The sequence below is a fragment of the Pedobacter anseongensis genome (assembly GCF_037482965.1).
GTDB classification, from domain to species: Bacteria; Bacteroidota; Bacteroidia; order Sphingobacteriales; family Sphingobacteriaceae; genus Pedobacter; species Pedobacter anseongensis.
The window spans coordinates 435,918-459,833 of the sequence record NZ_JBBHKB010000003.1; the positions used below are offsets into that span (position 1 = coordinate 435,918).

General features: G+C 40.1%; 27 protein-coding genes and 1 pseudogene. 11 read left to right on the forward strand and 17 right to left on the reverse strand.

Annotated features, from left to right (window positions below; translation table 11 throughout):
* Positions 1–2: 2 nt before the first annotated feature.
* Positions 3–743 (forward strand): LOG family protein, encoded by a 741-nt coding sequence (locus WG904_RS12645; protein ID WP_339579686.1) that lies wholly within the window; start codon positions 3–5, stop codon positions 741–743.
* A 95-nt stretch (positions 744–838) separates the two neighbouring features.
* Here the strand turns inward: WG904_RS12645 and WG904_RS12650 are convergent, their stop codons facing one another.
* Both WG904_RS12650 and WG904_RS12655 read right to left on the reverse strand, forming a co-directional pair.
* Positions 839–1,507: a BON domain-containing protein gene (locus tag WG904_RS12650; RefSeq protein WP_339579687.1), complete on the reverse strand. Its 669-nt coding sequence runs from the start codon at positions 1,505–1,507 to the stop codon at positions 839–841.
* A gap of 88 nt (positions 1,508–1,595) precedes the next feature.
* Positions 1,596–2,990: an MBL fold metallo-hydrolase RNA specificity domain-containing protein gene (locus tag WG904_RS12655; RefSeq protein WP_339579688.1), complete on the reverse strand. Its 1,395-nt coding sequence runs from the start codon at positions 2,988–2,990 to the stop codon at positions 1,596–1,598.
* Positions 2,991–3,140: 150 nt separating this feature from the next.
* On the opposite strand from WG904_RS12655, the gene WG904_RS12660 reads away from it, so the two are divergent.
* The gene (locus tag WG904_RS12660) at positions 3,141–3,671 is read left to right on the forward strand and encodes an RNA polymerase sigma factor (RefSeq protein ID WP_339579689.1); all 531 of its coding nucleotides are present in this window, start codon (positions 3,141–3,143) and stop codon (positions 3,669–3,671) included.
* A 17-nt stretch (positions 3,672–3,688) separates the two neighbouring features.
* Here WG904_RS12660 and WG904_RS12665 read toward each other — a convergent pair whose 3' ends face one another.
* Genes WG904_RS12665 through WG904_RS12675 form a run of 3 tightly spaced genes read right to left on the reverse strand, consistent with a single transcriptional unit; the run spans position 3,689 to position 6,582 of the window.
* Positions 3,689–4,255, reverse strand: coding sequence for an HdeD family acid-resistance protein (locus WG904_RS12665; RefSeq protein WP_339579690.1), 567 nt, complete (start codon positions 4,253–4,255; stop codon positions 3,689–3,691).
* 6 nt (positions 4,256–4,261) lie between these two features.
* On the reverse strand, positions 4,262–5,140 hold the full coding sequence (locus WG904_RS12670) for a universal stress protein (RefSeq protein WP_339579691.1): 879 nt from the start codon (positions 5,138–5,140) through the stop codon (positions 4,262–4,264).
* 32 nt (positions 5,141–5,172) lie between these two features.
* Entirely contained in the window at positions 5,173–6,582 is a 1,410-nt protein-coding gene (locus WG904_RS12675) for a L,D-transpeptidase scaffold domain-containing protein (RefSeq protein WP_339579692.1), read from the reverse strand.
* Between the two features lie 216 nt (positions 6,583–6,798).
* Between WG904_RS12675 and WG904_RS12680 the strand changes: the two genes are divergently transcribed.
* From WG904_RS12680 to WG904_RS12705, 6 genes are all read left to right on the forward strand, one after another.
* On the forward strand, positions 6,799–7,248 hold the full coding sequence (locus WG904_RS12680) for a hypothetical protein (RefSeq protein WP_339579693.1): 450 nt from the start codon (positions 6,799–6,801) through the stop codon (positions 7,246–7,248).
* Between the two features lie 117 nt (positions 7,249–7,365).
* Entirely contained in the window at positions 7,366–7,761 is a 396-nt protein-coding gene (locus WG904_RS12685; protein WP_339579694.1) for a hypothetical protein, read from the forward strand.
* A 21-nt stretch (positions 7,762–7,782) separates the two neighbouring features.
* A complete protein-coding gene (locus tag WG904_RS12690) occupies positions 7,783–8,856 on the forward strand; it encodes a class I fructose-bisphosphate aldolase (RefSeq protein WP_339579695.1) in 1,074 nt (357 codons plus the stop codon).
* A 96-nt stretch (positions 8,857–8,952) separates the two neighbouring features.
* On the forward strand, positions 8,953–9,354 hold the full coding sequence (locus WG904_RS12695) for a hypothetical protein (RefSeq protein WP_339579696.1): 402 nt from the start codon (positions 8,953–8,955) through the stop codon (positions 9,352–9,354).
* Complete coding sequence (locus WG904_RS12700; protein WP_339579697.1) at positions 9,351–10,289, forward strand: 1-phosphofructokinase family hexose kinase; 939 nt, start codon at positions 9,351–9,353, stop codon at positions 10,287–10,289. Before WG904_RS12695 ends, WG904_RS12700 begins: the two co-directional genes overlap by 4 nt.
* A 42-nt stretch (positions 10,290–10,331) precedes the next feature.
* A complete protein-coding gene (locus WG904_RS12705) occupies positions 10,332–11,378 on the forward strand; it encodes a response regulator (protein WP_339579698.1) in 1,047 nt (348 codons plus the stop codon).
* 9 nt (positions 11,379–11,387) lie between these two features.
* Here WG904_RS12705 and WG904_RS12710 read toward each other — a convergent pair whose 3' ends face one another.
* Genes WG904_RS12710 through WG904_RS12720 form a run of 3 tightly spaced genes read right to left on the reverse strand, consistent with a single transcriptional unit; the run spans position 11,388 to position 13,895 of the window.
* Entirely contained in the window at positions 11,388–12,368 is a 981-nt protein-coding gene (locus WG904_RS12710) for an MlaD family protein (protein WP_339579699.1), read from the reverse strand.
* 3 nt (positions 12,369–12,371) lie between these two features.
* Positions 12,372–13,124: an ABC transporter ATP-binding protein gene (locus WG904_RS12715; protein WP_339579700.1), complete on the reverse strand. Its 753-nt coding sequence runs from the start codon at positions 13,122–13,124 to the stop codon at positions 12,372–12,374.
* Positions 13,125–13,895 carry an MlaE family ABC transporter permease gene (locus WG904_RS12720; RefSeq protein WP_431844426.1) on the reverse strand — a complete coding sequence of 257 codons (771 nt, stop codon included), beginning with the start codon at positions 13,893–13,895 and terminating at the stop codon, positions 13,125–13,127.
* A 163-nt stretch (positions 13,896–14,058) separates the two neighbouring features.
* Here WG904_RS12720 and WG904_RS12725 point away from each other — a divergent pair, with 163 nt between their 5' ends.
* Positions 14,059–14,895, forward strand: a complete 837-nt coding sequence (locus WG904_RS12725; RefSeq protein ID WP_339579701.1) for a universal stress protein — start codon at positions 14,059–14,061, stop codon at positions 14,893–14,895.
* A gap of 161 nt (positions 14,896–15,056) precedes the next feature.
* On the opposite strand, the gene WG904_RS12730 is transcribed toward WG904_RS12725, so the two are convergent.
* The 4 genes from WG904_RS12730 to WG904_RS12745 are packed head-to-tail and all read right to left on the reverse strand — an operon-like array spanning position 15,057 to position 18,626.
* On the reverse strand, positions 15,057–15,959 hold the full coding sequence (locus tag WG904_RS12730; RefSeq protein WP_339579702.1) for a universal stress protein: 903 nt from the start codon (positions 15,957–15,959) through the stop codon (positions 15,057–15,059).
* A gap of 37 nt (positions 15,960–15,996) precedes the next feature.
* Positions 15,997–16,626: a hypothetical protein gene (locus WG904_RS12735; protein ID WP_339579703.1), complete on the reverse strand. Its 630-nt coding sequence runs from the start codon at positions 16,624–16,626 to the stop codon at positions 15,997–15,999.
* A 37-nt stretch (positions 16,627–16,663) separates the two neighbouring features.
* On the reverse strand, positions 16,664–17,518 hold the full coding sequence (locus WG904_RS12740) for a universal stress protein (protein WP_339579704.1): 855 nt from the start codon (positions 17,516–17,518) through the stop codon (positions 16,664–16,666).
* A 10-nt stretch (positions 17,519–17,528) separates the two neighbouring features.
* Positions 17,529–18,626, reverse strand: a complete 1,098-nt coding sequence (locus WG904_RS12745) for a baeRF3 domain-containing protein (RefSeq protein ID WP_339579705.1) — start codon at positions 18,624–18,626, stop codon at positions 17,529–17,531.
* Between the two features lie 268 nt (positions 18,627–18,894).
* Here WG904_RS12745 and WG904_RS12750 point away from each other — a divergent pair, with 268 nt between their 5' ends.
* Positions 18,895–19,314, forward strand: a complete 420-nt coding sequence (locus WG904_RS12750) for a hypothetical protein (protein WP_339579706.1) — start codon at positions 18,895–18,897, stop codon at positions 19,312–19,314.
* Here WG904_RS12750 and WG904_RS12755 read toward each other — a convergent pair.
* The 4 genes and pseudogenes from WG904_RS12755 to WG904_RS12770 all read right to left on the reverse strand — a co-directional run bounded on the left by WG904_RS12755 (position 19,308) and on the right by WG904_RS12770 (position 20,487).
* The gene (locus tag WG904_RS12755; protein ID WP_339579707.1) at positions 19,308–19,460 is read right to left on the reverse strand and encodes a hypothetical protein; all 153 of its coding nucleotides are present in this window, start codon (positions 19,458–19,460) and stop codon (positions 19,308–19,310) included. The two genes, WG904_RS12750 and WG904_RS12755, sit on opposite strands and share 7 nt — an antisense overlap.
* 19 nt (positions 19,461–19,479) lie before the next feature.
* Positions 19,480–19,638: an SDR family NAD(P)-dependent oxidoreductase gene (locus WG904_RS12760; protein ID WP_339579708.1), complete on the reverse strand. Its 159-nt coding sequence runs from the start codon at positions 19,636–19,638 to the stop codon at positions 19,480–19,482.
* A gap of 10 nt (positions 19,639–19,648) precedes the next feature.
* A pseudogene (locus WG904_RS12765) lies at positions 19,649–20,010 on the reverse strand (putative PEP-binding protein).
* 45 nt (positions 20,011–20,055) lie between these two features.
* Positions 20,056–20,487 carry an Hsp20/alpha crystallin family protein gene (locus WG904_RS12770; protein WP_339579710.1) on the reverse strand — a complete coding sequence of 144 codons (432 nt, stop codon included), beginning with the start codon at positions 20,485–20,487 and terminating at the stop codon, positions 20,056–20,058.
* Positions 20,488–20,695: 208 nt separating this feature from the next.
* On the opposite strand from WG904_RS12770, the gene WG904_RS12775 reads away from it, so the two are divergent.
* Positions 20,696–23,236, forward strand: a complete 2,541-nt coding sequence (locus WG904_RS12775) for a cation-translocating P-type ATPase (RefSeq protein WP_339579711.1) — start codon at positions 20,696–20,698, stop codon at positions 23,234–23,236.
* On the opposite strand, the gene WG904_RS12780 is transcribed toward WG904_RS12775, so the two are convergent.
* Positions 23,223–23,891 (reverse strand): BON domain-containing protein, encoded by a 669-nt coding sequence (locus WG904_RS12780; protein WP_339579712.1) that lies wholly within the window; start codon positions 23,889–23,891, stop codon positions 23,223–23,225. The genes WG904_RS12775 and WG904_RS12780 overlap by 14 nt on opposite strands.
* Positions 23,892–23,916 lie beyond the last annotated feature (25 nt).

Below are 23,916 nucleotides of genomic sequence, written 5' to 3' on the forward strand. Positions count from 1 at the left end.
CCATGGATACAATAACGAAATCTGGCAAAAAAAACGACGGCGAAAAAATTTTCCTAGAAGGTCCGAGATCGCGTCTAAAAGAACTTTTTTTTGCAATAAAAGTACTTTTCGAGTTTATTTCGGGATTTAGGGTTTTGCACTTTTTAGGCCCTTGTGTAGCCGTTTTCGGATCTGCAAGAATCAAATCAGCTTCCCCTTATTATGAAAGCGCAAGGCAAATCGGAAACAGACTCGCCCAGCTTGGCTTTACCACCATTACCGGTGGGGGCCCGGGTATTATGGAAGCCGCTAATCGGGGAGCGCGAGAAGGTAAGGGTTTGTCTGTAGGCTGCAACATCAGATTGCCCAAAGAGCAGCATCCCAATCCCTATCTCGACAAATGGTTTATTTGCAAATACTTTTTTGTTAGAAAAGTATTAATGTTCAAATATTCTGATGCATTTATCATTATGCCAGGCGGAATTGGAACACTTGATGAATTTTTTGAGGCCCTCACCTTAATTCAGACCAAGAAAATTCTCGATTTCCCAATTGTCCTTTTTGGCAAAAATTTTTGGCAACCCCTAACACCACTCTTCAATACGATGATCAAGGAAGGAACAATTTCACCCGAAGATTTGAAGCTTGTCCTTATGACGGATTCGGTTGACGAAACATTGGCACACATAAAAGTCATAGCCTTTAAAAAGTATTCAGAAAAACGCAGACAAAGTTTCCGTCGACTTCGAATATTAGGAGAATAACGTGAATTAACCAACTTGATAGCACATAAAGTATAGGCAAAATTAAACCGTTCTAAAAAAATATAGAACGGTTTATGGCAGGCTTGTAAATCTCATTAAAAAGCCATTTGTGGGATTTCAATATCCAGTTTATTTTCTACTGACAATACCCCTGAAGCTGCCCAAGCCGCATTTTCTGCATCTTGTTTTTCTGCAAACGAATGAACCGTTCCACGCAATATTACTTTGCTACCGACAACTTCGGCCCTAACAGCTTTACTGTCTATACTGGCACTTCGCTGAAATGCAGCTGCGATTTTTTGCTCGATATCTGAAGGTATTACTTGTGGCTTTAAGGTAACGAAATTAAGCACCATTCGAACTCCCTGAAGCTTCTCGATTGATTTTTTTGCCTCTGATCGCTGAAAATTCCAGTCAGCCTCACCCTCAAGCTTTACCACCCCATCCTCCACTTCGATTTTAATACGCTCGTGCTGAACGGCAGAATTCCACTTTAGGGCATTGAGTGCAGCGGCAGCAATCTCGGCATCCGATTTTTTAAAACTTGGTGATACCCCAACTTGGATATCTTCGGCGACAGCTTTAACGCCCGACACCTTTTTTGCAGCTCTCTCTGCTGCAAGTTTTTTGAGAAAGCTATCTACTTGGCCCGACAAGGTGACCACGCCATTTTTAACCGCTACCCCTATTTCAGACGATGTGAGGTTAGGTTGCCATTTGATTTCGTCCATCACGTCCTTTTGGATCTGAAGATCTGTTTTCATAATCATTTATTTTGAAGTAAAAACCCCATTGTTCTTACCCTCCAAATTTCCCAGTTAAATACAGATTTTATCTTGCCCGTGGTCAACCTTAGGAATGATTTTCGTCACCATCAAAAAGAATTACTTGTTGTTGCTGTTTCATGATCTTGGCGTCAATTTGGATTTCATCTTTAATCTTCACCCGCAAAGCCTCCAGCGCACAAGGTTCCCCATGCACAAGCATGATCGCCTTGGGTAACCTTTTTAACTTTTTAAGCCAAGTAATTAGTTCTAACTGATCGGCATGTGCAGATAGCCCCTGCACTTCAATTGCTTTGGCCTTCACAGGATAAAACCTACCATGGATCTTCAGTTCATGGGCATGGTTTAACAATGCCCTGCCCCTAGTTCCCTCTGCCTGAAAACCTATCATTAAAATGGAAGTATTCACATTACCCAAATCATGTTTTAAGTATTCTAGTACCCTCCCTCCGCTTAACATCCCACTTGCGGCAACTATTATCTTGCTCTGTTTATCATTCACGATATTCGCTGTACCGCTATATTCCTTATTTACACGAATATGTTTTAACATGTCTGTCCATTGCCCGGCTGCAACACTAAGATATTGCTCGGCAAATCGTGTGTGGATTTCAGTTGCAGCAGCGCCCATTGGACTGTCGAGTATGATCGGCAGATCTAAAGGAATTCTTTTCTGTAATTTAAGAACGTGTAAGATATAGAGCAGTTCTTGTGCCCTACCAACGGCGAAGCTCGGAATAATCACATTCCCCCCACTCTCCAAAGTATCGTTAATACATTCAGCAATCTCGGTATAGGGATCTATATTTCCATGTAGCCTGTCCCCGTAGGTCGATTCCATAACTACATAATCGGCTTGAGTAAAACAATCAGGAGCAGGAAGGATTTGACTTAGTTTTCTCCCAATATCGCCTGAGAAAAGAATATCCCTTCCATAACAATTAACCCGCACTGAACATGCCCCTAGTATATGTCCTGCCAGCTTAAAGGTAAACAAACAGTTTTCGTTCAATCTAACGGGTACATCTTCTTGAACTTCAACAAAATACCTAAACGAAGCTTTAGCATCGTTGATGGTGTATAACGGTTTGGCGGGATGGTGTTTAGAATAGTGATACCGGTTTGCATTTTCCGCTTCTTCTTCCTGTAGTTTTGCGCTATCGAGCAAAATAAGTTGGGTAAGTGCCGCTGTAGGTTTCGACATATATATTTTACCCTTAAAACCCTTCTTTACCAGTAAAGGAATGTATCCGCAATGATCCAAGTGCGCATGCGTGAGCAGAAGTGCATCAATCTGTTGTGCGTCGATTTGCAGGGGCATCCAATTCTGCTCTCTCAAGGATTTAATACCTTGAAATAGTCCACAATCTACGAGTAAGGTAAACCCAGGGATTTTGAGCAAGTGTTTTGAGCCAGTTACCGTTTCGGCAGCACCAAGCGATTCAAGTATTACAGCTTTCATGTTATTTGTTTCTTTAAAGTTGCTGCAATTGGGTGAACTGCAGCATGAGGGTTGCTATTATTTTTATTGATTAACATCATTTTTTAGGTTGCCGAAGGTCAGGGGCCACTTGCAAAAATTCAATGAACTTTATAGCAAATAGGAATAAATATGGATAATCCCTCAATAACAGTATCTGCCAATTTCAAGATTAACCTAATTGCCCAAATGCCTCTCCTAAAAAAGTTTGCAAAGAAATTTACAACAGAACGAGAAGACATTGATGATTTGGTTCAAGATACCCTACTAAAAGCGATGACCGCTTCTGATAAATATCAGAGCGGAACAAATTTAAGAGCCTGGTTATGGGTTTTGATGAAAAATATTTACATCAACAACTATAGAAAACATAAGCAACATCAAAGGATTTCTGAAATTGAAAAAACGATATCATGCCATTTTTCGACATGCACTTCTTACAAGAATGGTGGAGAAGAAAAATTGATTAATACCGATATAAAAAAGGCGATGAACCAATTAAAGCCTTCGCTATACCTTTCAATTAAGCCTTTTGTGCTAGGTTATAAATACAAAGAAATTGCCAACTCCCTTCATATACCACTTGGTACGGTTAAAACCAGAATTTTTGAGGCCCGTACACATCTGAAAAGCTTGCTAACTCCCTATCATTTGAGGAAGTAGTATACTATTAGTCACCCCTAGCCTATTTGCCAATAATTTTTGAGTTGGCGGGAAAAATACACTCTAAAAACACCTGAAAGAATAAAAGATATCCCGGTAACGACTACAACGTTAACCAAGCCAACAATTGGATTAATGAGAATGATGAGCGATGGAAGGATCAAGATCAAACTGGTAATAACCAACCAAATCCAATCGCTCACGCCTAGTATTTTTAATACGAGATGGCTGCTTACCGTCATAAATCCCCTAATCAACATCCAAACCCCAATAATCAGCGGCATCAATAATAAAGAGAGCAAGGGAAAATTCAGCACATAGATACCGAAAAAAGTATCTATACAACCCCCAGCAAATATCCATCCCCAACCTTTGATCTTATGGTTTTGAAGAAGCGAAAATACGGCCTCAAAAAGCCCTGATGCTAGCATTCCGATCGCAAGCAATCTGCTGAGGAAGATGTAGCTCTGCTCTGACGTAAAAATAATCCAAATGCCCAGGCAGATAAAAAAAATTCCTACAACGGCCAATACTCGCCAATACCGTGAATCATAGCCTACAACATTATAATTTTGCCTCCTCATCTCGTACTATATTTTATAAAGTTTTTCACAGGGCTGGAAGACCAATAGTGGAATTTGGGTAATTCTTGAAACTTTGAGAACATGGCTACCATTAAAAAGCTTATCCAATAAGCCATGCTGCTGATGTACCATCGCTAAAAGATCAACCCCCTCTTCGTTAATAATGTACTTCAAACCTTCATTCACGTTTGAATGCCAGATGGCCTGAAAACTTATTTTTGGGTAGTTAAGCTTTGCAGCCACTTCTTCATTAAAACGGCGATCCAGACCATGATCTTCTTCGAAGTGTTGTACATCGAAGCTGGTAATATGGTAAACGATAACTTCAGCATCCAAATCCTCTGCCAACCTGCACAAATACTGTAGATGTTCAAGATCGTCGACAGAGAAAGCTGTGGCAAATCCAATCTTTTTGATTTCTTTATAACTCGCCGGATAGGGCACATAGAGGACCGGAAAGTCAGCATAATCGATCATCTTTTTGCTGTTGCTACCAAGCGCCCATTGCACTATTTTTCCTGCGCCAGACATGCCCATAACAACCAGGTCTGCCTTATTTAACTTTACCATATCGGTTATCACTTTACAGACCTCACCTTTCTGCAAATCAAAAGCCACTTTTGGGCACTTTCCTGTTTCATCGCCACTGCCATTGGCGCACATCTCTTTAATCAAGTCATTTAAACTACTCTGGGCTTCCAAGTCAAGATCGGCTTCTTCCATCAATGGCCAGGCTATCTGCGCAGCCATAGGGGCATCTGAGGGAACATTATACGCATGGCACAATAGAATATTCGCAAAGAGCCTCTTGGCGAGGGAATTAGCATAATGGGCTGCATTTTCGGCTGGTACTGAAAAATCAGTTGGCACAAGTATAGTTTTCATAAGTATAGTATTAGTGTTAGGGTTTTTATTTCTTAATGATTCCTTAGTTCAGCTAACATCTCTGCTTTGGGGTAAAGTTTATTTTCTAGTTCTTTATCCTTTCCATAGATATCAGGATAAAGAATTAATTTGCCCTGCCTTACCTCGGCGGTCTGATAGGTAATGGCAAGAGGAATGCTTTTTTGAAGCACAAAATTTCTTGCGGTATATGAATTAGCCGTCCATTTCATTTCAGCAACCCTAGAAGTCTGCCCGTCATTCTTCAAGATTAATTCTGCAAGTTTCTCGGCATTCTGCACACCGATAAAACCATTGGTAAAAGCTCTCTCCGAAAAGTCAAACAGATCGGCTTGCTGGGCTTCAAAAAGATAGTTCACTTCATTGCCCGGGAAATAAAAAGCAATCCGGCCCAAGGTAAGTTCCCGTCCTGACGACTGACGGAGGTGATAGTCTTGGGGCTTTTTTTTCAACTGTTGTAGAAGTTTAGCATCGATGCGCAAAAATTTACCCCCTTCATCGTAAACTGTATAGTGATGATCGGCTAAAAAATTAATATCGATCAGCGCTTTAGGTAAAACACTGGTTACGAAGAGTTCATGCGGGACTTTCCAATCTGGGCCAGTACGAAAATAGCCTATGGCACTATTTAATGTTGGTGTTGGCAACGTAGGCTTTCCTACAAGAACCTTAAAATTTAAAGCAGTATCTGGCAAATGGAATGTTAGGCTATAGGATGGAATGTTAATTTCAACGTACACTTTTGCCTCCGGACCTATCCATTTTAGTCGCTCTATGTTCATTGCTACTTTTCTAGCCTCCGCTTCTGGGGCACTATAACAGGCGTCAAGCTGTTGGCCCCGAATGGCCACCATATACTTCTGAAGATCAATATAAGCAGTTGATTTGGGCTGTACATCTAGTATTTGTGCCAAAAAATCTTTTCTACCAATAGCATGGGCAAGAATAGTCTCGGCGTTGAAATCTACCACATTGCCCTCATCTATTTTTTGACGTGTAAATAACGGGTTAGCTTTACCAAAATGAAGATCATTAATAAAGGTAATCAGTGCGTCAGTGAAGACCACATCAAGGTGAGCCTTTTCCCGTGTGGTGGCTTTTTTAGGGTCGTTCATGATTTCGCGTAGCCTTTCATATAAAAGTTCATCAGGATGATAGTCTGCATGCACAAGGCCGTATTGCTTCACACAATCCAGCACAAGCATCGCTTCCCAGGTTTGGGTAGGTTTAACGGGAGCTTGGATCCAAGCAGATTGGTTTCCATTTTTCGCATAGAAGCGTTTTACGGATTGGGGATAAGTAAGCCCTAAAGTGGAGTTAGACTGCTCCAGCTGCGCCACAATTTCAATTCCAACCGCCGAGTCTCGGCAATTTGGGATCGCTAGGATAAATACTAGCAACGAGAAATTCACTAAGCTTTTCATAACTGCTATTTTGCTTAACCAAAGCTCTTATAAATGAAGCCATTAGAGAGTGACGATGGTCACATCTTTCAGTGATTTTGATTGACTAATAAATTCTTTTCAAAATAGCTCCGTTGTTTTCCTTTATGACCAAACTCATCGCATTATATGATGGGAGTCACCGCTACTTACTTCAAAACAAGGAATTTTGATTATCCTTTCATTAATCACATCAATATGAAACCAATCCGAGTATTTACAACCGTGTTTTCGTTGGTTCTCTTTCTGGGCTCTTGTGTCGCAGAAAAAAAGAATGATCAAATCTTAAAACATAGTATACCCGACACCCTTAACAAACAGTCGAGCTATGGGACTATAAAGAACCTAGGAAGGCTAAAAAAAGTAGACCGCGATGGATTATTGTTTGATCAATATATTGCCAACGATTTCCGTTTACCTAAAAAGAAGAAGGACAGCGCTGCAGTTGTTAATTATTTTGTTGAAACTTCCTTTGCTCAGCTGGGAAGAAGGGAGTTTCGGCAATGGGACATTGTAGTCATTAGAGGGGTTGTCTTTCAGGTCAACGTCGAAAAGAAGTTGGAACCCGAACGTCCCTTATTTCCAAATCAATTTAAAATAGAATTGATGGGGATGATCTTTCTGCTTTTAGGGTATTATTTTTTTTAAATAAAAATTTGAAGTGATCATTGCTTAGGGAGCTTGTCGAAAATCATCCAACAGGTTGATGAGCATCACTCCATCGTAACCTGATTAATTTAAAATTTGTTTAAAAATTTGCCAGACATGAAAGCAATACTAAACAGGCAGAAATTGAAAAGGATGGATAAACCACCTCCTGTCATACATGTTTACCAAACATGGGAACGAGAGGTGAATCTAATCCAAATTCAGCTCGCCCAACTACGGGCTATTTTTGAACGAGGTTCTTTTGTATTGTCAAAAAGAGATTTCGAGCGGCTCGGTGCATTAGAGCGTTCACAAAAGGAACTCCAGAAAAAAATCAATCCACTGATCCAAAATTTAGGAACTAACCAAATGAGCATACATTGTGCCAAGCACAAAGTTCTTAAAAATATAGCGAATGAAATTGAGCAGGGATTAATATTACTATACAGTTCACTTGCCAATCTTAAAAAAGAAAAATTTACACATACAAACAAAACCACTACTTGTCTTTGATTCTTGGTAAAAAACATCCCCATGAGCTATAATAAAATTGCCGAGTTGTTGGGAAACGAAGGGCCTTCGCTACTCGACCATACCTGTAAAGCCATTAAAAAAGAAATGCTGCATCAACCCGGTCCAAATTTCATTGCCAATACAGTAACTCATTCTGCTAGAAACAACCAGACTTTAAGAAGCATAGCTTCACTTTTCGCGTCAGGAAGACTGTGTGGAACTGGCTACCTCTCTATTTTACCAGTGGATCAGGGAATAGAACATAGTGCTGGAGCTTCATTTTCGGTAAATCCTATCTATTTTGCCCCAGAAATGATCATTAAGCTAGCCTTAGAGGCTGGATGCAATGCCGTGGTTAGCTCTACGGCCCTATTAGCCAGTGTTTCTAGGGAATATGCACATCGAATTCCGTTTATCGCAAAACTCAACCATAATGAGTTGCTTAGTTACCCTAACGCTTACCGGCAAAACATGTATGCTAGCGTAAAACAAGCATGGGACTTAGGAGCATTGGCTGTAGGGGCAACAGTATATTTCGGTTCGGCGGATTCAAGGCGCCAACTGGGTGAGGTAGCCGAAGCATTCGAGGCTGCACACCACTTGGGGATGGCAACTGTACTTTGGTGCTACTTGCGTAATGACCATTTTTCAATAGCAGGTACAGATTATCATACTGCAGCAGATCTCACTGGTCAGGCAAACTATCTCGGCGCATCTATTCAGGCAGATATTATTAAGCAAAAACTGCCCGAAAATAATGGTGGGTATCGTATACTGAACAATAATGGCTTGCCATTTGGTAAGTATGATCTAAGAATGTATACCGATCTTTGTTCCAACCATCCAATCGATCTTTGCCGGTATCAACTGCTCAATTGCTTCATGGGTAGAATAGGCATGATCAGTTCTGGGGGGGCATCGTATGGGGAAGCAGACCTAAGGGCAGTAATTCGCACCGCCGTTATCAATAAGCGAGCCGGTGGCATGGGTGTAATTGCTGGCAGAAAAGCTTTCCAGCGCCCCTTAAAAGATGGAATTGCATTATTGAATGCCATACAAGACGTTTATCTGGAGAAACAAATCGAAATTGCTTAAACTCCTAAAAGTGATGATAATCAGGATAATACCTGTTAAAAATCATTCATCACAAAAACATCGTGTGTAGATTTACGCTACATTAACGATGTAACCATGAACAAATTACTGAAGACTTTGTTGTTAATCCTGCTTTTGACAAATGGGGTTAGTGCAGTGTATGGGGGATGGCATATGATCGATAAGCCCGATGGCACATCACTGAACCTGCCCCTTCAATATCTACGTTACACTCCCTTTAACGACTATCTATTGCCGGGAATTTTACTCTTCAGTATGATCGGCATGTATAGTATTGCCTTGTTTGCTATGGTTATGGGCGGTGCAGTTAAATACGGCTGGCTGTTGATTATCGAAGGTGTTGTGCTATCGCTTTGGATTATTGCCCAGCTTATTTACCGTATTCCTTTTTCCACTTTACATGGCGTATTTTTATTCATTTCTGTTATCTTCATTTACACAGGCATGCTAAAATTGCGCACAAGCATATTATCATGAAGCCAGTCATCATCACCCTCACACTTAGCCCAGCTATAGACAAAAGTACAACTATTGAAAAATTGATCGCCGACAAAAAGCTCAATTGCAGTTGCCCCGTATATGAGCCAGGTGGAGGCGGTATAAATGTAGCAAGAGCTATCCATAGGCTTGGTGGAAATGCACTAGCTGTTTATCCGGCCGGCGGTTATCCTGGAAAAACATTTCATAACCTTTTAACTAGAGAAAATGTTCATCAGCTAGTTATACAAACCATAGAAAACACACGTGAAAATCTGGTCGTACTCGAAACCTCAACCCATAAGCAGTATAGATTTGGCATGCCAGCACCCCTATTGGCACCCCAGGAAGTTGACAACTGTTTAACGGCCGTAAGCAACATCAAACAAATGGCATTTTTGGTAGTCAGCGGAAGGTTTCCTTCAGGAACGCAACGTACGTTGTTTGCAGGCCTGGTTAAGATTGCGAAAGCGAAAAATGCCAAGCTAATTGTGGATAGCTCTGGCGAAGGACTCAAACAAGCGGTTGATGTAGGTGCATATTTAATAAAGCCCAACGTCAGAGAACTTTCAGCTTTAAGCGGAAAAGTACTAAGAAATAAGCATTCAGTTATTATTGCCGCAAAAAACATCATTTCAAACAGTGAATGCGAGATTATTGTGGTATCGATGGCAGAAAAAGGAGCGTTGCTCGTTACCTCAGAGATGGCGCTGCAGGCAATCCCACCAAAGGTAATGGTTAAAAGTACTGTGGGTGCGGGAGATAGCACGGTTGCGGGTTTAGTGTGGTCTCTCGCCCATGGAAAAAGCCTTAAAGATGCCTTGAAATTTGCAGTTGCCTGCGGCACAGCCGCAACCATGAATGCCGGCACGGAGTTATGCCATGCCGGGGATGTGAACGAGCTCTTAAATCGGGTTAAATTGTCAGCAATGTGAGGATCTACTATCATAGCATTAATAATACCTAAACAGTTTCTTATGAAATCTATCTTAATTATTGAAGACAATCCGCAGCTTCTTGAAAGCTGTTCGGAGATTTTAGAATTATCAGGATACCATGTAATCCAAGCAAAGGACGGACAGGAGGGGGTGAGCATAGCAATAGATTCAAATCCCGATTTAATACTTTGCGACATTATGATGCCCCATCTGGATGGCTATGGTGTTTTCTCGATCCTTACCAACAACCACAAAACAGCACATATCCCATTCATCTTTCTAAGCGCTAAATCAGATTATCTCGATATGAGAAAGGCAATGGAAATGGGAGCTGATGATTATCTTACTAAACCTTATAATCCCGATCAGCTGATTAAAGCAATTCAAACGAGGATCAACAAGGCGACTCAACAAAATGCAATTCTTCCTTCGATACCTCAATATGAAAATGCCAATTTGCTTAGAATCGGCCATGGACTTGAACAGCTCCATCAACTGGTAGGCAGGAGTAAATTGCGCACGATTAAGAAAAAGCAAACCCTATATTACGAGGGAGATTATCCTCAAGGCCTATACCTTTTAACAGATGGCTACATTAAAACGATCAAACTTACAAAAGATGGAAGGCAACTAATTACAGGGCTATATAAACCGAAAGATTATATTGGACTTGATGCATTGCTTTTGGATACTCCGTTTACTGAATCCGCCGAAGCAATAGAAGATTCCAGAGCTTACCTTTTACCAAAAGCAATGGTTGTAGACATATTGGATAAAAATCCCGAACTGTGTCGGCATTTCATTAAGGTCCTCTCCAAAAATATTCATGAAAAGGAGGAGCAATTGGTTGAGTTAGCTTATGAGTCGGTTAGGAAGCGATTGGCTCAAGTATTAGTGAGGCTCAGCAATCATATTCAGGTAAAAAATATTAGCATTTCTCGGGAGGAATTGGCAGGACTAGCGGGCATTGCCACAGAAACAGTAAGCAGGGTACTTACTGACTTTAAGCAAGAGGGGTTAATCGAAAAAACAATTGGTCATATCGAGGTTCTAGATCTTGATCGCCTGATTAAAATGAAAAGTTAAACCCGATATTTACTTTATTGTGGGTTTTGATTTAGCTTTCTCTTTTTCCAACTTCTTAAAATAGCCTCTAAACAAAATATTGCTTTTCAGTGCTTCCATATTCTGATTAAAGCCAGCTGTACCATTCTGTACATTATCCATCGTTGCTTGGAGTTTTTTAAGGAGCACGGTATCCCTTAACATTAAATACACCAAGCCATTTTCACTTCTTGCACCGCTATCGAGCATCTTTGCGGTGCGCTCAAGCTGAAGTACCGTAGCATCAGCCCGAGAAGCTATTGATCGAATTTCAAGAGCTGCTTGCCTTAACGTATTGGCGAGCAAAGTATCTGAAAGCAACATCCCAACCGTTCCCCGCTCATTTTTAACTCCAGCTTTTAAACTTGAACTCAAGTCCTCAACATTCGCGGCCGCCCGTTCGATATGGATGATACTCATCATCAAATTTTGAGCTGTTTTCTGATCTTTTAGCAACGCAAGTAAGGCACTTTTATGAATGTCCTGCACAGTTACCTTAAGCGCCGTTGATATTCCTTCAACATTCTGATTGGTACGCGCGAGTACCTGCAACATTTCATTCATATTTGGTCCTTGTATACTGGGCAACAGATCTCTCATGGCAGCCTTATTTCCTGATCCATGAGGTTGTATTTGCACAATCTTATTACCCATTAAACCTTCGTTGCTAATTGATACGATTGCTTCTTTGTTAATGAAGTTGCGTAATTTATCATCTATCGAAAAAGTAACCTCTATAATGGTGTCATTTATTAAAGTTATATCTTTCACTGTCCCCGCTTGGATGCCCGAATATAACACATTATTACCTTTACGCAATCCATTGACATTCGCAAACCGTGAGCGAAGTTCGAAATTTGCGCCAAAGAGACTTTTATTTTTCCCGATCATGTATAAGGAAAAAATAAGAATAATCAATCCCAAAGACACGAATATGCCTAGCTTTAAGTTATTTTGGATAGGATTTTCCATCGTTTATTGAAAAAATTGTTTAACTTTATAATCTGCTGAGTCTTTAAGTTCACTATAACTTCCCTGGGCATAACATTTTCCATCAAGTAATAGAACCACCCTATCGGCAGTACGCCGAACGCAATTCATATCGTGTGAAATGAGAATGGAAGATGTTCTATACTTTTGTTTTAAGGTTAAAATAAGCGATTCGATTTCCAATGCGGTTACTGGATCTAAACCAGCAGTAGGTTCGTCATAACACATAATCTCGGGTTTAAGGATCATCGCTCTCGCAAGCGCTATTCGCTTTGCCATCCCACCAGATAAAGCTGATGGCATCATATCAATAGTATGTTCCAAGCCAACATCAGCCAATGCTTCTGTAACAACACGCTGAAACTCCCTTTCAGTCATTTCCCTTCCATGTCTTTTTAAGGGAAATCGGAGATTTTCGCCAATGGTCATCGAATCATATAGGGCATTGCTTTGGAATAGAAAGCCCATCCTTGCCCTTGTTTGATCGAGTTCATCTTCCCGCAACTGGTTAATATCTTGGCCAAGTACTTTAATGATTCCGTGATCGGGCGCAATTAACCCAACAATACATTTTATCAATACAGATTTGCCAGAACCCGACCTTCCCAGTACCACCAAATTCTCTTCACGGTAGAGCTCCATGTTGAAATCGACCAATACAGGGAGATTCCCAAACTTTTTATAGAGATGAGCTACCGAAACTACTATTTCCTTTTGCATACCATTCATCTTTCCCATTTAATTAAACCCCAAAAGTCCAGTTAGCTGTACAACTAACAAGTCGACTATAAAAATCATTACCGACGAAACCACTACTGCGGAATTCGCTGCATTCCCTACTCCCTGGGTACCTTTACTAGAATTATATCCTTTGTAGCATCCTATAGCTCCCACGGCAAAACCAAAGAAAAAGGTCTTAATTACCGCTGGAAGCACATCAGAATAAGATAGGCCTTGAAAAATCTGATCGAAGAACAGCGTAAAACTGGTAACCGAACTAATATTAACACCCATATAGGCACCTAATAACGAAATCGTATCAGAAAGTATCGTAAGCACCGGTAACATTAAAGTTGTTGCCAAAATTCTGTTCACCACCAGATAGCTAAAAGGGTTTATCCCACTAACCTCCATGGCATCGATTTGCTCGGTAACCTTCATTGAACCTAATTCTGCTCCTATACTGCTACCAATTTTTCCAGCAAAGATCAATGCAGTAATCACGGGGCCGATCTCTCTCACAATGGCAATCCCTACCATCAATGGAAGTTGCGACTCTACCCCATATAAAATAAGTGATGGTCTGAGCTGCATGGTCAATACCAGACCCATAATAAAACCCGTTAAACCTATCAGTGGTAGAGACCTATAGCCAATTTGAAAACATTGCAAGGAAAACTCAGCTAAAGTGGAACCCTTACCCATTCTCATCGCAAAAAATCTGGAAACAAATTTTGTCGTATCTCCTACGGCAGTTAAAAAGTTCACATACCCGTTAAAGAATTTCATAGGTTTCGATAACTAAATGTTTTAGAGCAATGATTTCACTAAGCTAAATTAAGCCTAATTAATGCCGATAGGTTGATGCTTATATCAAGAAAAAAAGTGATGTTCGTCATGGTCTCTTATGAAAAGCCTATATAATTTTAGGGTAACAACTAAGATTAAAACGATGAAAAAAATTAGCGCAGCATTCGACGGCCTCAAGTTTTCAGAAAGCACATTGGCCTATTCCATCGCGCTCTCAAAAGCAGCTAAGGCAGTGCTTTCGGGAGTATTCCTGGAGTCATTCCTTTATCATAGCTATCGCCTCGAGGGCATTATTGGTAAAGAGGGTGCATTACAGGCAAAGATAAAACAACATATGCGGGAAGACAAAAAGATCAGGGAACATTCGCATAAACTTTTTGAAGCGGCCTGTAAAAAAGCAAAGCTAATGTATTCGATCCATTGCGACCTCGGCATTACAATGTTGGAGGTCATTCGTGAAAGTGTATACAGCGATTTAATGATTGTAAATAACAACGACACTTTTAGCACTGTAGAACAACCTAAGCCTTCGTTATTTATTTATGAGCTCTTGTCCGAATCGAAATGTCCTCTATTGATAGTGCCTAAAAAGTATCATAAAATCGAAAATATTATCATACTCTATGACGGACGGCCAAGGGCAGTTAACGCAATCAAAATGTTCCATCATCTTTTTCCTTTGATGAAAAATTTACCAATTGAAGTGATTTCAGTGTCGGCGGTTAACAAACAATCTGAAAATCCAGATAAGGAGTTGATGGATGAATTTATACAATGTCATTATCCACAAGCCAATACTGTTGAACTTATGGGAGAACCGAAAGAACTTATTTTAAACCATATAAAACATGCCAATCTAGGCAGCCTAATTGTTATGGGGGCAAACCAACGAAGTTGGGTTTCACGTTTCTTCAATCCAAGTTTTGCTGAAAATGTACTTGAAAACGTGAATATACCAGTATTTATAGTGAATAGTTAATTTAAATGCTCATGGAATGCTCGTCACTACCGATTTTTCTGCAAATTCAGAATCAGCTATCCGATTTGCGCATAAACTATACGAGGTGCGGTTATGATTGTTTTGCATGTCGATGAACTACCAGTACCCACTGGATGGAGCTTTACCGAAATTGAGCTATACTATTCCCCTTTTTTTGGTTGGTGATTTTTAAGAAAATACCTTGCGGGCAACAATAACTTGGGAAGAATTAAAGTAGGAAGAAGTGGTTTTTTAGTCGCTTTAAGTATGGTACTTTGATGAAAAATCGGCAGAAGCATGTTTCGTTGATAATCAGCCATCGCTAGCCAATATTCACTTCCTTGTTTACAAAGACTATTAATTTGTTTTACCAAATTCTCGCCCACGAGGTGGGTGTAGTAAATATCTATGTCATGAAAATCTTCGAGCCTTTTAATAAACTCAAACTCCCGCCTATTTTCTTCGATCTTAGACGAAGGTCGATAAACATGGACAACTTCGATTGAAAATCTTAAAACTCTACCAAGCCTTGCCAAATAGCTGAGAGCGTTAACATCCTCAATGTGAAAGTCGGTGGTAAAGATTACCTTGTCGATTTTTTCCTGTGGCATAACCTCAGGAACGACAAGTACTGGGCAAGAACTAGTACTCATTACAGCACGTAACACATTTCCTATAAGCAAATGTTCAAAACTGTTTCCCCTACTTGTACCCATCACCACCAGTTCTATATCTTCCCTCGGAATTATATGCGAAACTTTTATTCCAATATCTCCTTCAGTAACTACCGAGCGAACCTTAGGAACATAGCCTGAATCGGGCATTTTTGATAGTTCCTCTCTAATCTGCTTCACCTTGGTTATCATCTCTTCTTGAGTTTCATCGTAAATGCCAGAAGATACCATGCTATCCGATCCGCCATTGGCAAAAGGTATCAGAGGGATTGAATCATAGTTGTTCATGACCAGTAGATCGAATTGCAACTGAGTACAAAGATTCAACGCCGTCATCTCAGCATATCTATTCCGTGGTGAAAAATCGGTGAGCAACAATATTTTATGCATTAGAATGTAATTATAATTTTTAACGGTATCGTTTTTTTCAGTGCACCTGCTGAAGGATTTTGTTATTCAACAGATACTGGATTATAATCTCTCCGTACTCATGGGCAAGACTTTGGGAGCTATTGGGGTTAAACGATTCGGTCTGCACCGAGCAAATCAGGTCCTGGTTTTCCATTTCATATAGATTACTTTCCCAGAAATAACGTGTACTCACCACAAAGTAACCAGGCTCATAAATCCGGGTAAGCCCTCTCCTATAGTCCCAAAATCTACTAGTTCCAATACTTGTTGGATAATAAACCCTGCCTGGCACATAATTTTTCTCTTTATGCTTATTGAGCAAAGTAATAGTTAAAATGGCGTCGATACCCTTGTTTTTTAGTTTTCTGATGGCAGCTTGTTCATCCATGCCATCAAACACTTTTGGTCCAAATTCACTGAGCGAAGAAACAGCATGATAACCAGCATCAGTAAGATCTGCAACCATATGGTTTTCCATTTGCTGCTGCAGGGAATGGTCAGCATTGTGGGTAAGGCCCAGAACTAGTATTTTATCATAATGCTTCTCTGCTCTATTTTCACTTTTCCATGAATAAGTAATCCTAGAAGTTGTGCAGCCCATTGCCACCAGTAGCAAAAAGGCCACGCTTATTATTATTGCTTTCATATCTTTATCGATAAATAATTTCTAAGCTTACAATTTTTCAGTGCATTTTGATTGTTGATGGAATGGCGAGCAAGGGGACTGTAGTATGGTAACTTACTCGCCTGGTGGTACTTGGATTAAAAATTCCTTCAAACAGCTTTCGCTTGTGTGTAACCATCGCCAAAACGTCAATTTGTTCCTTTCTAATATATTCATCCAGCGAAGCTTCGAGATCTAGTCCATGGATATGGTTGGTAACAGCATCAATCCCATACTGCGATTTAATCTTCTCCTGATAAGAATTCAATTGGTACTGATGTTCTACTAGCGTAAGTGCCTTATCTTTTTTATCGTTTGTAAAAACCACGATATGAAATTCTGCTTTATAAAACCGTATGAAATTCAAGATATATTCGATTACTGCCGGCTGCTTTTCGAAACCATTGGTAGCCAGTACTATTTTTCGTGGCCTTTTCCACTTGTATTTACAGGGAATAGCCAGTACAGGTACATTAGCTGAGCCTATTACTGCGCCGGTCCCACTTCCGAATAACTTTTCCTGAAGCCCAGAGGCACCATTGGTGCCCATTAAAATAAGATCTGCATGCTGATCTTTCTGTGCTTGAACAATACCGCTGCTAATAGGACCTTCGTAAATTGTGGCACTAATGTGAAGACTTCCCTTTCTCATAAGCTGATCTTTTAAGTCCTTGAGCTGCTTTTCCATGTCTTCCCGGTAAATTAAAGGATAGGAGGCTGCGAAGCCAGAAGGATCCCCATATATCGCAGGGTAGAGTTCCATAACATGAACGAGCGAAAGTTCAATCGCATCAATTTTAGCAGACTGCATCGCAAAATCTATTGCAATAGCTGCACATTTTGAAAAATCGGTTGGAATCAAAATCTTTTCCATTTCTTTAGTTTTAATGGGTTATAAGGGCAATATGTTGGTATTTATCTAAGAAGTTATGTTCGGTAAAATCGACATCCCCACCATAGGCAATAACCTTGGCAATGATATCATCAACGACATCGGGGGTGAAGATAGCCTGCTGGCTTCCAGGATAGCTTCCTATCAGCATTTCATCTTTATCCATATCCAAAAGAATGGGGCTCATAAAATCACTTTCGACCACCAATTTTTGCCCTCTTTTGCCTAACGCGGCCTGCCATACCTCATTTATTCCTACAGCCAGTTTCCGCTGGTCTGCAGCCTGATCAAGTAAAGTTAACAGCTGCGCTTGTCGATTAATTTTCAATTCCATCAAATACGGCCGCAACAATTCCTGCAATTGTGCAAAGCTGGCTTTATCATAATTGCCGCTTATATAGGCAGCAATACTATCACTGTTTTTGGTAAGCTTTTTAAAATGGCCTAAAACCTTTGTTGTTCCAAGCACAAAAACGGGTAAATGATTGATAGCAATCAAGCGACCGATCTCCCGATCAACCTGATGTAGAAATTTATCCATTAAAACTTCCTTCCTTTCGGAGAGAGCGGTATGTCCAAACGGTTCCTCACCCAAGTCTCGCTGGTAAGCAAAAATGGATTGTGGAATGGAAGAAATGACTTTTAAAAACTGATGTGTGCTCCCTTGGTAGAGCTTAAAATTTCTACCACTTAGCAGAAGAATCAGGTATTTGTCTTGCAGTTTATCGTTCTGTACCAAGTCCCGAACTTCAAAAGTGTCGTTAATGATTATTCTCTCTTTAATGGGAACATCCAAAAAGATCGACTTTTCAAAATTTTGCGACACAAATATTGCAATTCCCTTTTTATGAATATCTACATTTATCGTTGCGATGATAGACCGCAATTTTTCCATAACGGAGCTTTCAACTTCTTTTGGATATTTTGCTGAAAGTTCGCGACCTACCCTATCTACTATCGTTTTAAACTTATGTAACAAAGTGCTTTTAAATGAAAACGTAGGTTCGATCGGTAAGATAATCGAAACAGCAGGGCGATTGGGCAATGCGCCCATCACTTCAGTTAAGTCGGGTGTAAGATTGGCTTGCATGGTCTTTTAATTACACTACAAAATTAATACACGAAAATCTTTACTGGGCTGATAAGCGTCATTGCGCTAATTGATTCATATCACCCCTTTCTTTAACCGTTCGCGCCAACACTAGCGTCAAAACTAGACGTAACGGGCTTTTAACTGTCGTTTCGCATTCATGATCATTATCAGGTACTCGATTGACCTAAAACAAATTTAAAAGGTATTTGAACTGGTATTTTTGGATAGCGAAAAACATGTAACACGAACTTAAATAAGTTGAGCAATGAAAAAACGATCTACACCTGCAAAGGATCGAATGAAATCCATCTTGATTAGCCTCCTTGTGATTGCCGCAGCTAGTTGTTATTATGGTGCGATAAATTTAATTGAAAATGGAGGTGGATCAAACATAGGGCTTAGTCACGATTTTTTAGATACTACCGTTGTGGAATATCTCTTCCCTGGGGTACTTACCTTTTATGCAATCGGTTTATTTACCATCATCGTTTTCATCGTGTTCCTTGGTAGAAAGAGAATTTACAGATGGTTATTGATCAGTGAAGGTGCGCTACTACTACTTTGGAGTGCTATCCAGCTCATCCTATTGGGCTTCCCCCTTATTCCCTTGCACTTTCTATTAATTTTCTTAGGCATATTATTTACCTTAAGCGGAATTTTTAACACCGCAAAAATTTATCAGTAGGCGGTCAAGCCACCATCGACAACCACAACACTCCCATTGATGTATCTCGATTCGTCTACGCTACCCGCCTCCATTCGATCCAGCCCAAAAGGGTTTGGATGAGCATAGTGCTTTAACAGCTGCCTTACTAGAAATATCTGCTGCAAAACATTTTACACTTCCTTTCTATCTGGAAATCAGTGCTGCAACCATTTCAATATTCTCATATTTGGTGTCAATCCCTACTCCCTTTGCGTCATGCTGCGCAAAAAGCCTTGCTATTGCCTTACCAATTCCTGAACCAGCACCAGTAATCAGGGCTACTTTGTTTTCTAATAATTTCATCCTATTTCGCTTAGTTTACAGCTACGATCTGCTTGTTATCTTTCACTCGATTTATCACTCGGATACCTTTCAATAGCGCATCAGGATTAAAAGCTATACTGTCTATTCCTTGATCAATAAGTAGGGCGGCTAAATCATCAGAACCGCTGGGTGCTTGTTCACAAATCCCAACATGCTTCCCTAACGCTTTAGCTTTTTTGATCATTTTAACGATCAGCGGCTGCTGGCAGCATTTTGTTCGTCGCAAAGATTGTAAATAAGAGCAGAATCATGATCTATACCCAGAGCAAGCTGGGTAAGACCATTTGAACCAATAGAAAAGCCATAGAAAATCTGCGTAAATTCTGATGCCAAAAGCACGTTACTTGGCATTTCGGCACTAACCAATAATTTGTAAGAAATTTTCTTTTCTAACTGTTAGTCGATTTTAACCTTTTTTGCTTCCTTTAAGGCTTTATCAGACTTTTTAAGCGAGATATGCAACAATCCATCTTCATACTTGGCCTTAATTTTTCCTTCATCAATATTATCAGGCAAAGTAAAGCTTCTCTGGAACGAAGATCTAGAAAATTCCTTGCGGGTATAGTCTTCCTTCTCTTGCTTACTTTCTTCCACATTATCTGCACTAATTGTCAGCATACCATTTTCGATCGACACATTAAAATCGTCCTTTTTAAATCCTGGTGCAGAGACTTCAAGCTGATAGCCATCCTTAAGATCGCGGACATTTACTGCCGGAAGCAGTGACCCATTAAACATCGGTTTGTTAAAGAAACTGTCTACATTCCAAAAATCTTCCATCATGCTTCTCCATGAAGGAAACGGATTTGTTTTTACTAAAGTTTTCATATAATTTAAAATTTGATGATCAAAATTACTGGACAACAGTTGCAATAGGCGTGATAATGGTCAAAAGCCCTCTTGATTGTGGTCATGCTTAAAAACAAGGTGATATCATTTATCAAAATGATAAAAGTCACGGAATAGTTGCTTGTGTTACCTATATTTAACAAAGCATAACATTAATTTCCTATAAAACTAAACACCTCATTAACTTGTGGCTTCAAAATATAAAAATCAAACCCAAAAAACCGAAAAGAGCGAATATATAAGTGGGATAACGGGATTAACCTCACTTCAGGTTGAGCAGGCAAGGAAACGCTATGGACCCAATCGCCTAATCTATTCTAAAAATTCACTCATTTTTGTGGCATTGAAGAGTTTGGCTCAAGAACCAATGGTGGTTTTATTGATCCTTGTTTCTGGCATCTATTTCTTCTCAGGACAACAAAGTGAGGGCATATTCTTATTAGTTTCGGTTGTATTTATTGCTGCCATTTCATTTTACCAAGACCATAAGAGCAAAAATGCGCTCGCCGCACTGCAACGGTATACTCAACCCACCTGCAAGGTAATAAGAGACGGATCGCTTTTAAGCGTCGAAAGCGAGCAATTGGTTGTGGGAGATAGTTTAGTGCTCGAAGAAGGAGACTTGGTTCAGGCAGACGGCGTCCTAGTCAGTGCGAACGATTTTTCGATAAACGAATCTATACTTACTGGAGAATCAATGGCAGTATATAAAGCTATCCATCAAGAAGATCATTTGGTATTTATGGGTACTACCATCGCAAGTGGGCACGCCATTGCTACCATAACAGCGATTGGTAATCAGACCAAATTAGGTCGCATTGGTAAAAGCATAGAATCGATTAAAGAGGAAGAAACACCATTAGCCAGGCAGATCAAGGTGTTTGTAAACAAAATGATTGTTATTGGTGCAATGGCCTTTTGTTTATCCTGGGCATTTAATTATATATATCATCAGAATTTTATGCAAAGCCTGCTAGGCGCACTTACCATTGCCATGAGTATCCTTCCAGAGGAAATACCTGTAGCATTTGCCTCTTTTATGGCCTTAGGTGCTTGGCGATTGATGAAAAAGGGCATTATTACTAAAAAAATGGGAACGGTAGAAACCTTAGGTAGCGCAACCGTGATTTGCATAGATAAAACAGGCACGATAACCGAAAACAAGATGGCGCTTATAGAAATTTTTACGATTAACTCGGGGGTAAGCAAACTAAATAGCGATTTTGGAAGCAGCGAAAAAAATTTGATAAAGATGGCCATGTGGGCTAGTGAACCTACGCCTTTCGATCCGATGGAAATTGCACTCCATGAAGCCTATGCTGAGCATTTTAAGGTAGACGAACGCCCCCGTTTTCATCTAGTACACGAATACCCTCTAGGTGGTTCTCCACCTATGATGACACATGTTTTTGAAGACAAGGATAGTAATAGGATCATAGCTGCCAAAGGTGCCCCCGAAGCCATCATCCGCTGTTGTAACTTAAAAAAAAGTGATCAAAAATTGGTTGAAAATGCGATTACCGAGATGGGTTCTAAGGGATTCAGGGTATTGGCGGTAGGCGAGTGTGAATTTAAAAGCAACGATTTTCCCGCTAACCAGCAAGAAATGGATTTCACGTTCGTTGGTCTTGTCGCATTTTATGATCCTCCCAAGCAGCATATTTCGAAAGTCCTTAAAAGTTTTTATGATGCTGGAATTGGCGTTAAGCTTATTACCGGCGATAACCCTGTAACCACTGCAGCTATAGCTAAACAAATTGGCTTTTTAGGCTATGAGCAAAGTCTTAGTGGTGAACAGTTGATTAATCTTACAGATGCTGAGCTCCAAAAAACCGTAAAAGAGATTAATGTATTTACACGAATGTTCCCAATGGCAAAACTAAGGATTATCAATGCATTGAAAGATAATAATGAAGTAGTAGCGATGACAGGCGATGGTGTAAACGACGGTCCCGCATTAAAGGCGGCCCATATTGGAATTGCCATGGGGAAAAAGGGAACAGAAATTGCCAAGCAAGCCGCTGCACTTATCTTAGTAGAAGACAACCTTTCTAAGATGGTTGAAGCCATTGCCATGGGAAGAAGAATTTATGCAAATTTAAAAAAGGCTATCCAATACATCATATCTATACACATTCCAATTATTCTGGTCGTTTTATTGCCACTACTGCTCAACTGGCAATTTCCAAATCTACTGTTGCCTATGCATGTAGTCATTCTAGAGTTAATTATGGGTCCAACATGCTCAATCATCTTTGAAAATGAACCCATCGAAAAAAATGCAATGAGACAAGCCCCACGCCCTTTTACACAAACATTCTTTAACCCTAAGGAACTCACAACAAGCATCGCCCAAGGGCTAATGATAGCCTTTGGTGCCTTTGTAACCTACCAATATGCAATTGCTCATGAGGCTACTGAAATCGGTACAAGAACCATGGTGTTTGCAACGTTAATTTCTGCTAATATTATGCTTACGCTATGCAATCGTTCTTTTTACTATGCGATAACTACTACTCTACGATACTCGAACAAACTTATGCCTCTTGCAATTGGCGGTACAATGTTAATGGCTGCATTATTGCTGTACTTAAAACCCGTTGCTAACTTTTTTGGCTTTGAAGCTTTAGGTCTTTCAGAATTGGCCATGAGCATAGCTCTGGGCTTTATCTCAGTGATTTGGATTGAGGCTCTTAAATGGCGCAAAAGAGTAATTAAAAATCGTTAGTAAGCTCGTCAATATCAAGCTTATTATCAACAGCTAGCACACCAGGGCCAGCCCAAGCTACATCTTCCGCAGCTTCACTTTGTGCAAGAGAGCGAACTTTTCCCTTAAGGAGCACTTTGTTTTCATTTACGTTAACCATTACCTTACTGGGATTTAGTATTGCACTGCGTTTTAAAGCGATTTGAATATTTTCTCCAAGGTCGCTTGTAGTGGGTATTGGCAAAATTTGGATTTGATCCCTTATAGATTTCACTCCAATTAAGTTGGAAACTACTCGTTCAATAGCTGTTCGTTGGTATTTCCATTCCACTATCCCCGACAGGGTGACTATACCATTTTCTACATTAACATGTATGTTATTTTGTTCAACTGCCGAATGCCATTTAAGTGTTTCTTTTACTGCTAACTGTATGTCGGCATCTGTTTTTTGATGTTCTGGCAATAAGCCCACCTTGAGTTCGTTAACAACTGCCTTAACACCAGCTATCCGTTCGGCTACCTTTTCTGCCCTTCTTTTTTCGTTGTAATGATCAACTTGGCCTAAAAGTGTAACAGAACCATTGTTTACAGTTACACCAATCCTTGCTGAGTTTACCGATGGCTCCCAACTAAATTCATCCATCACCTCTTTTTGAAGTTTTATATCATCTTTCATTGTAGTTAGATTTAATCTTTATTAA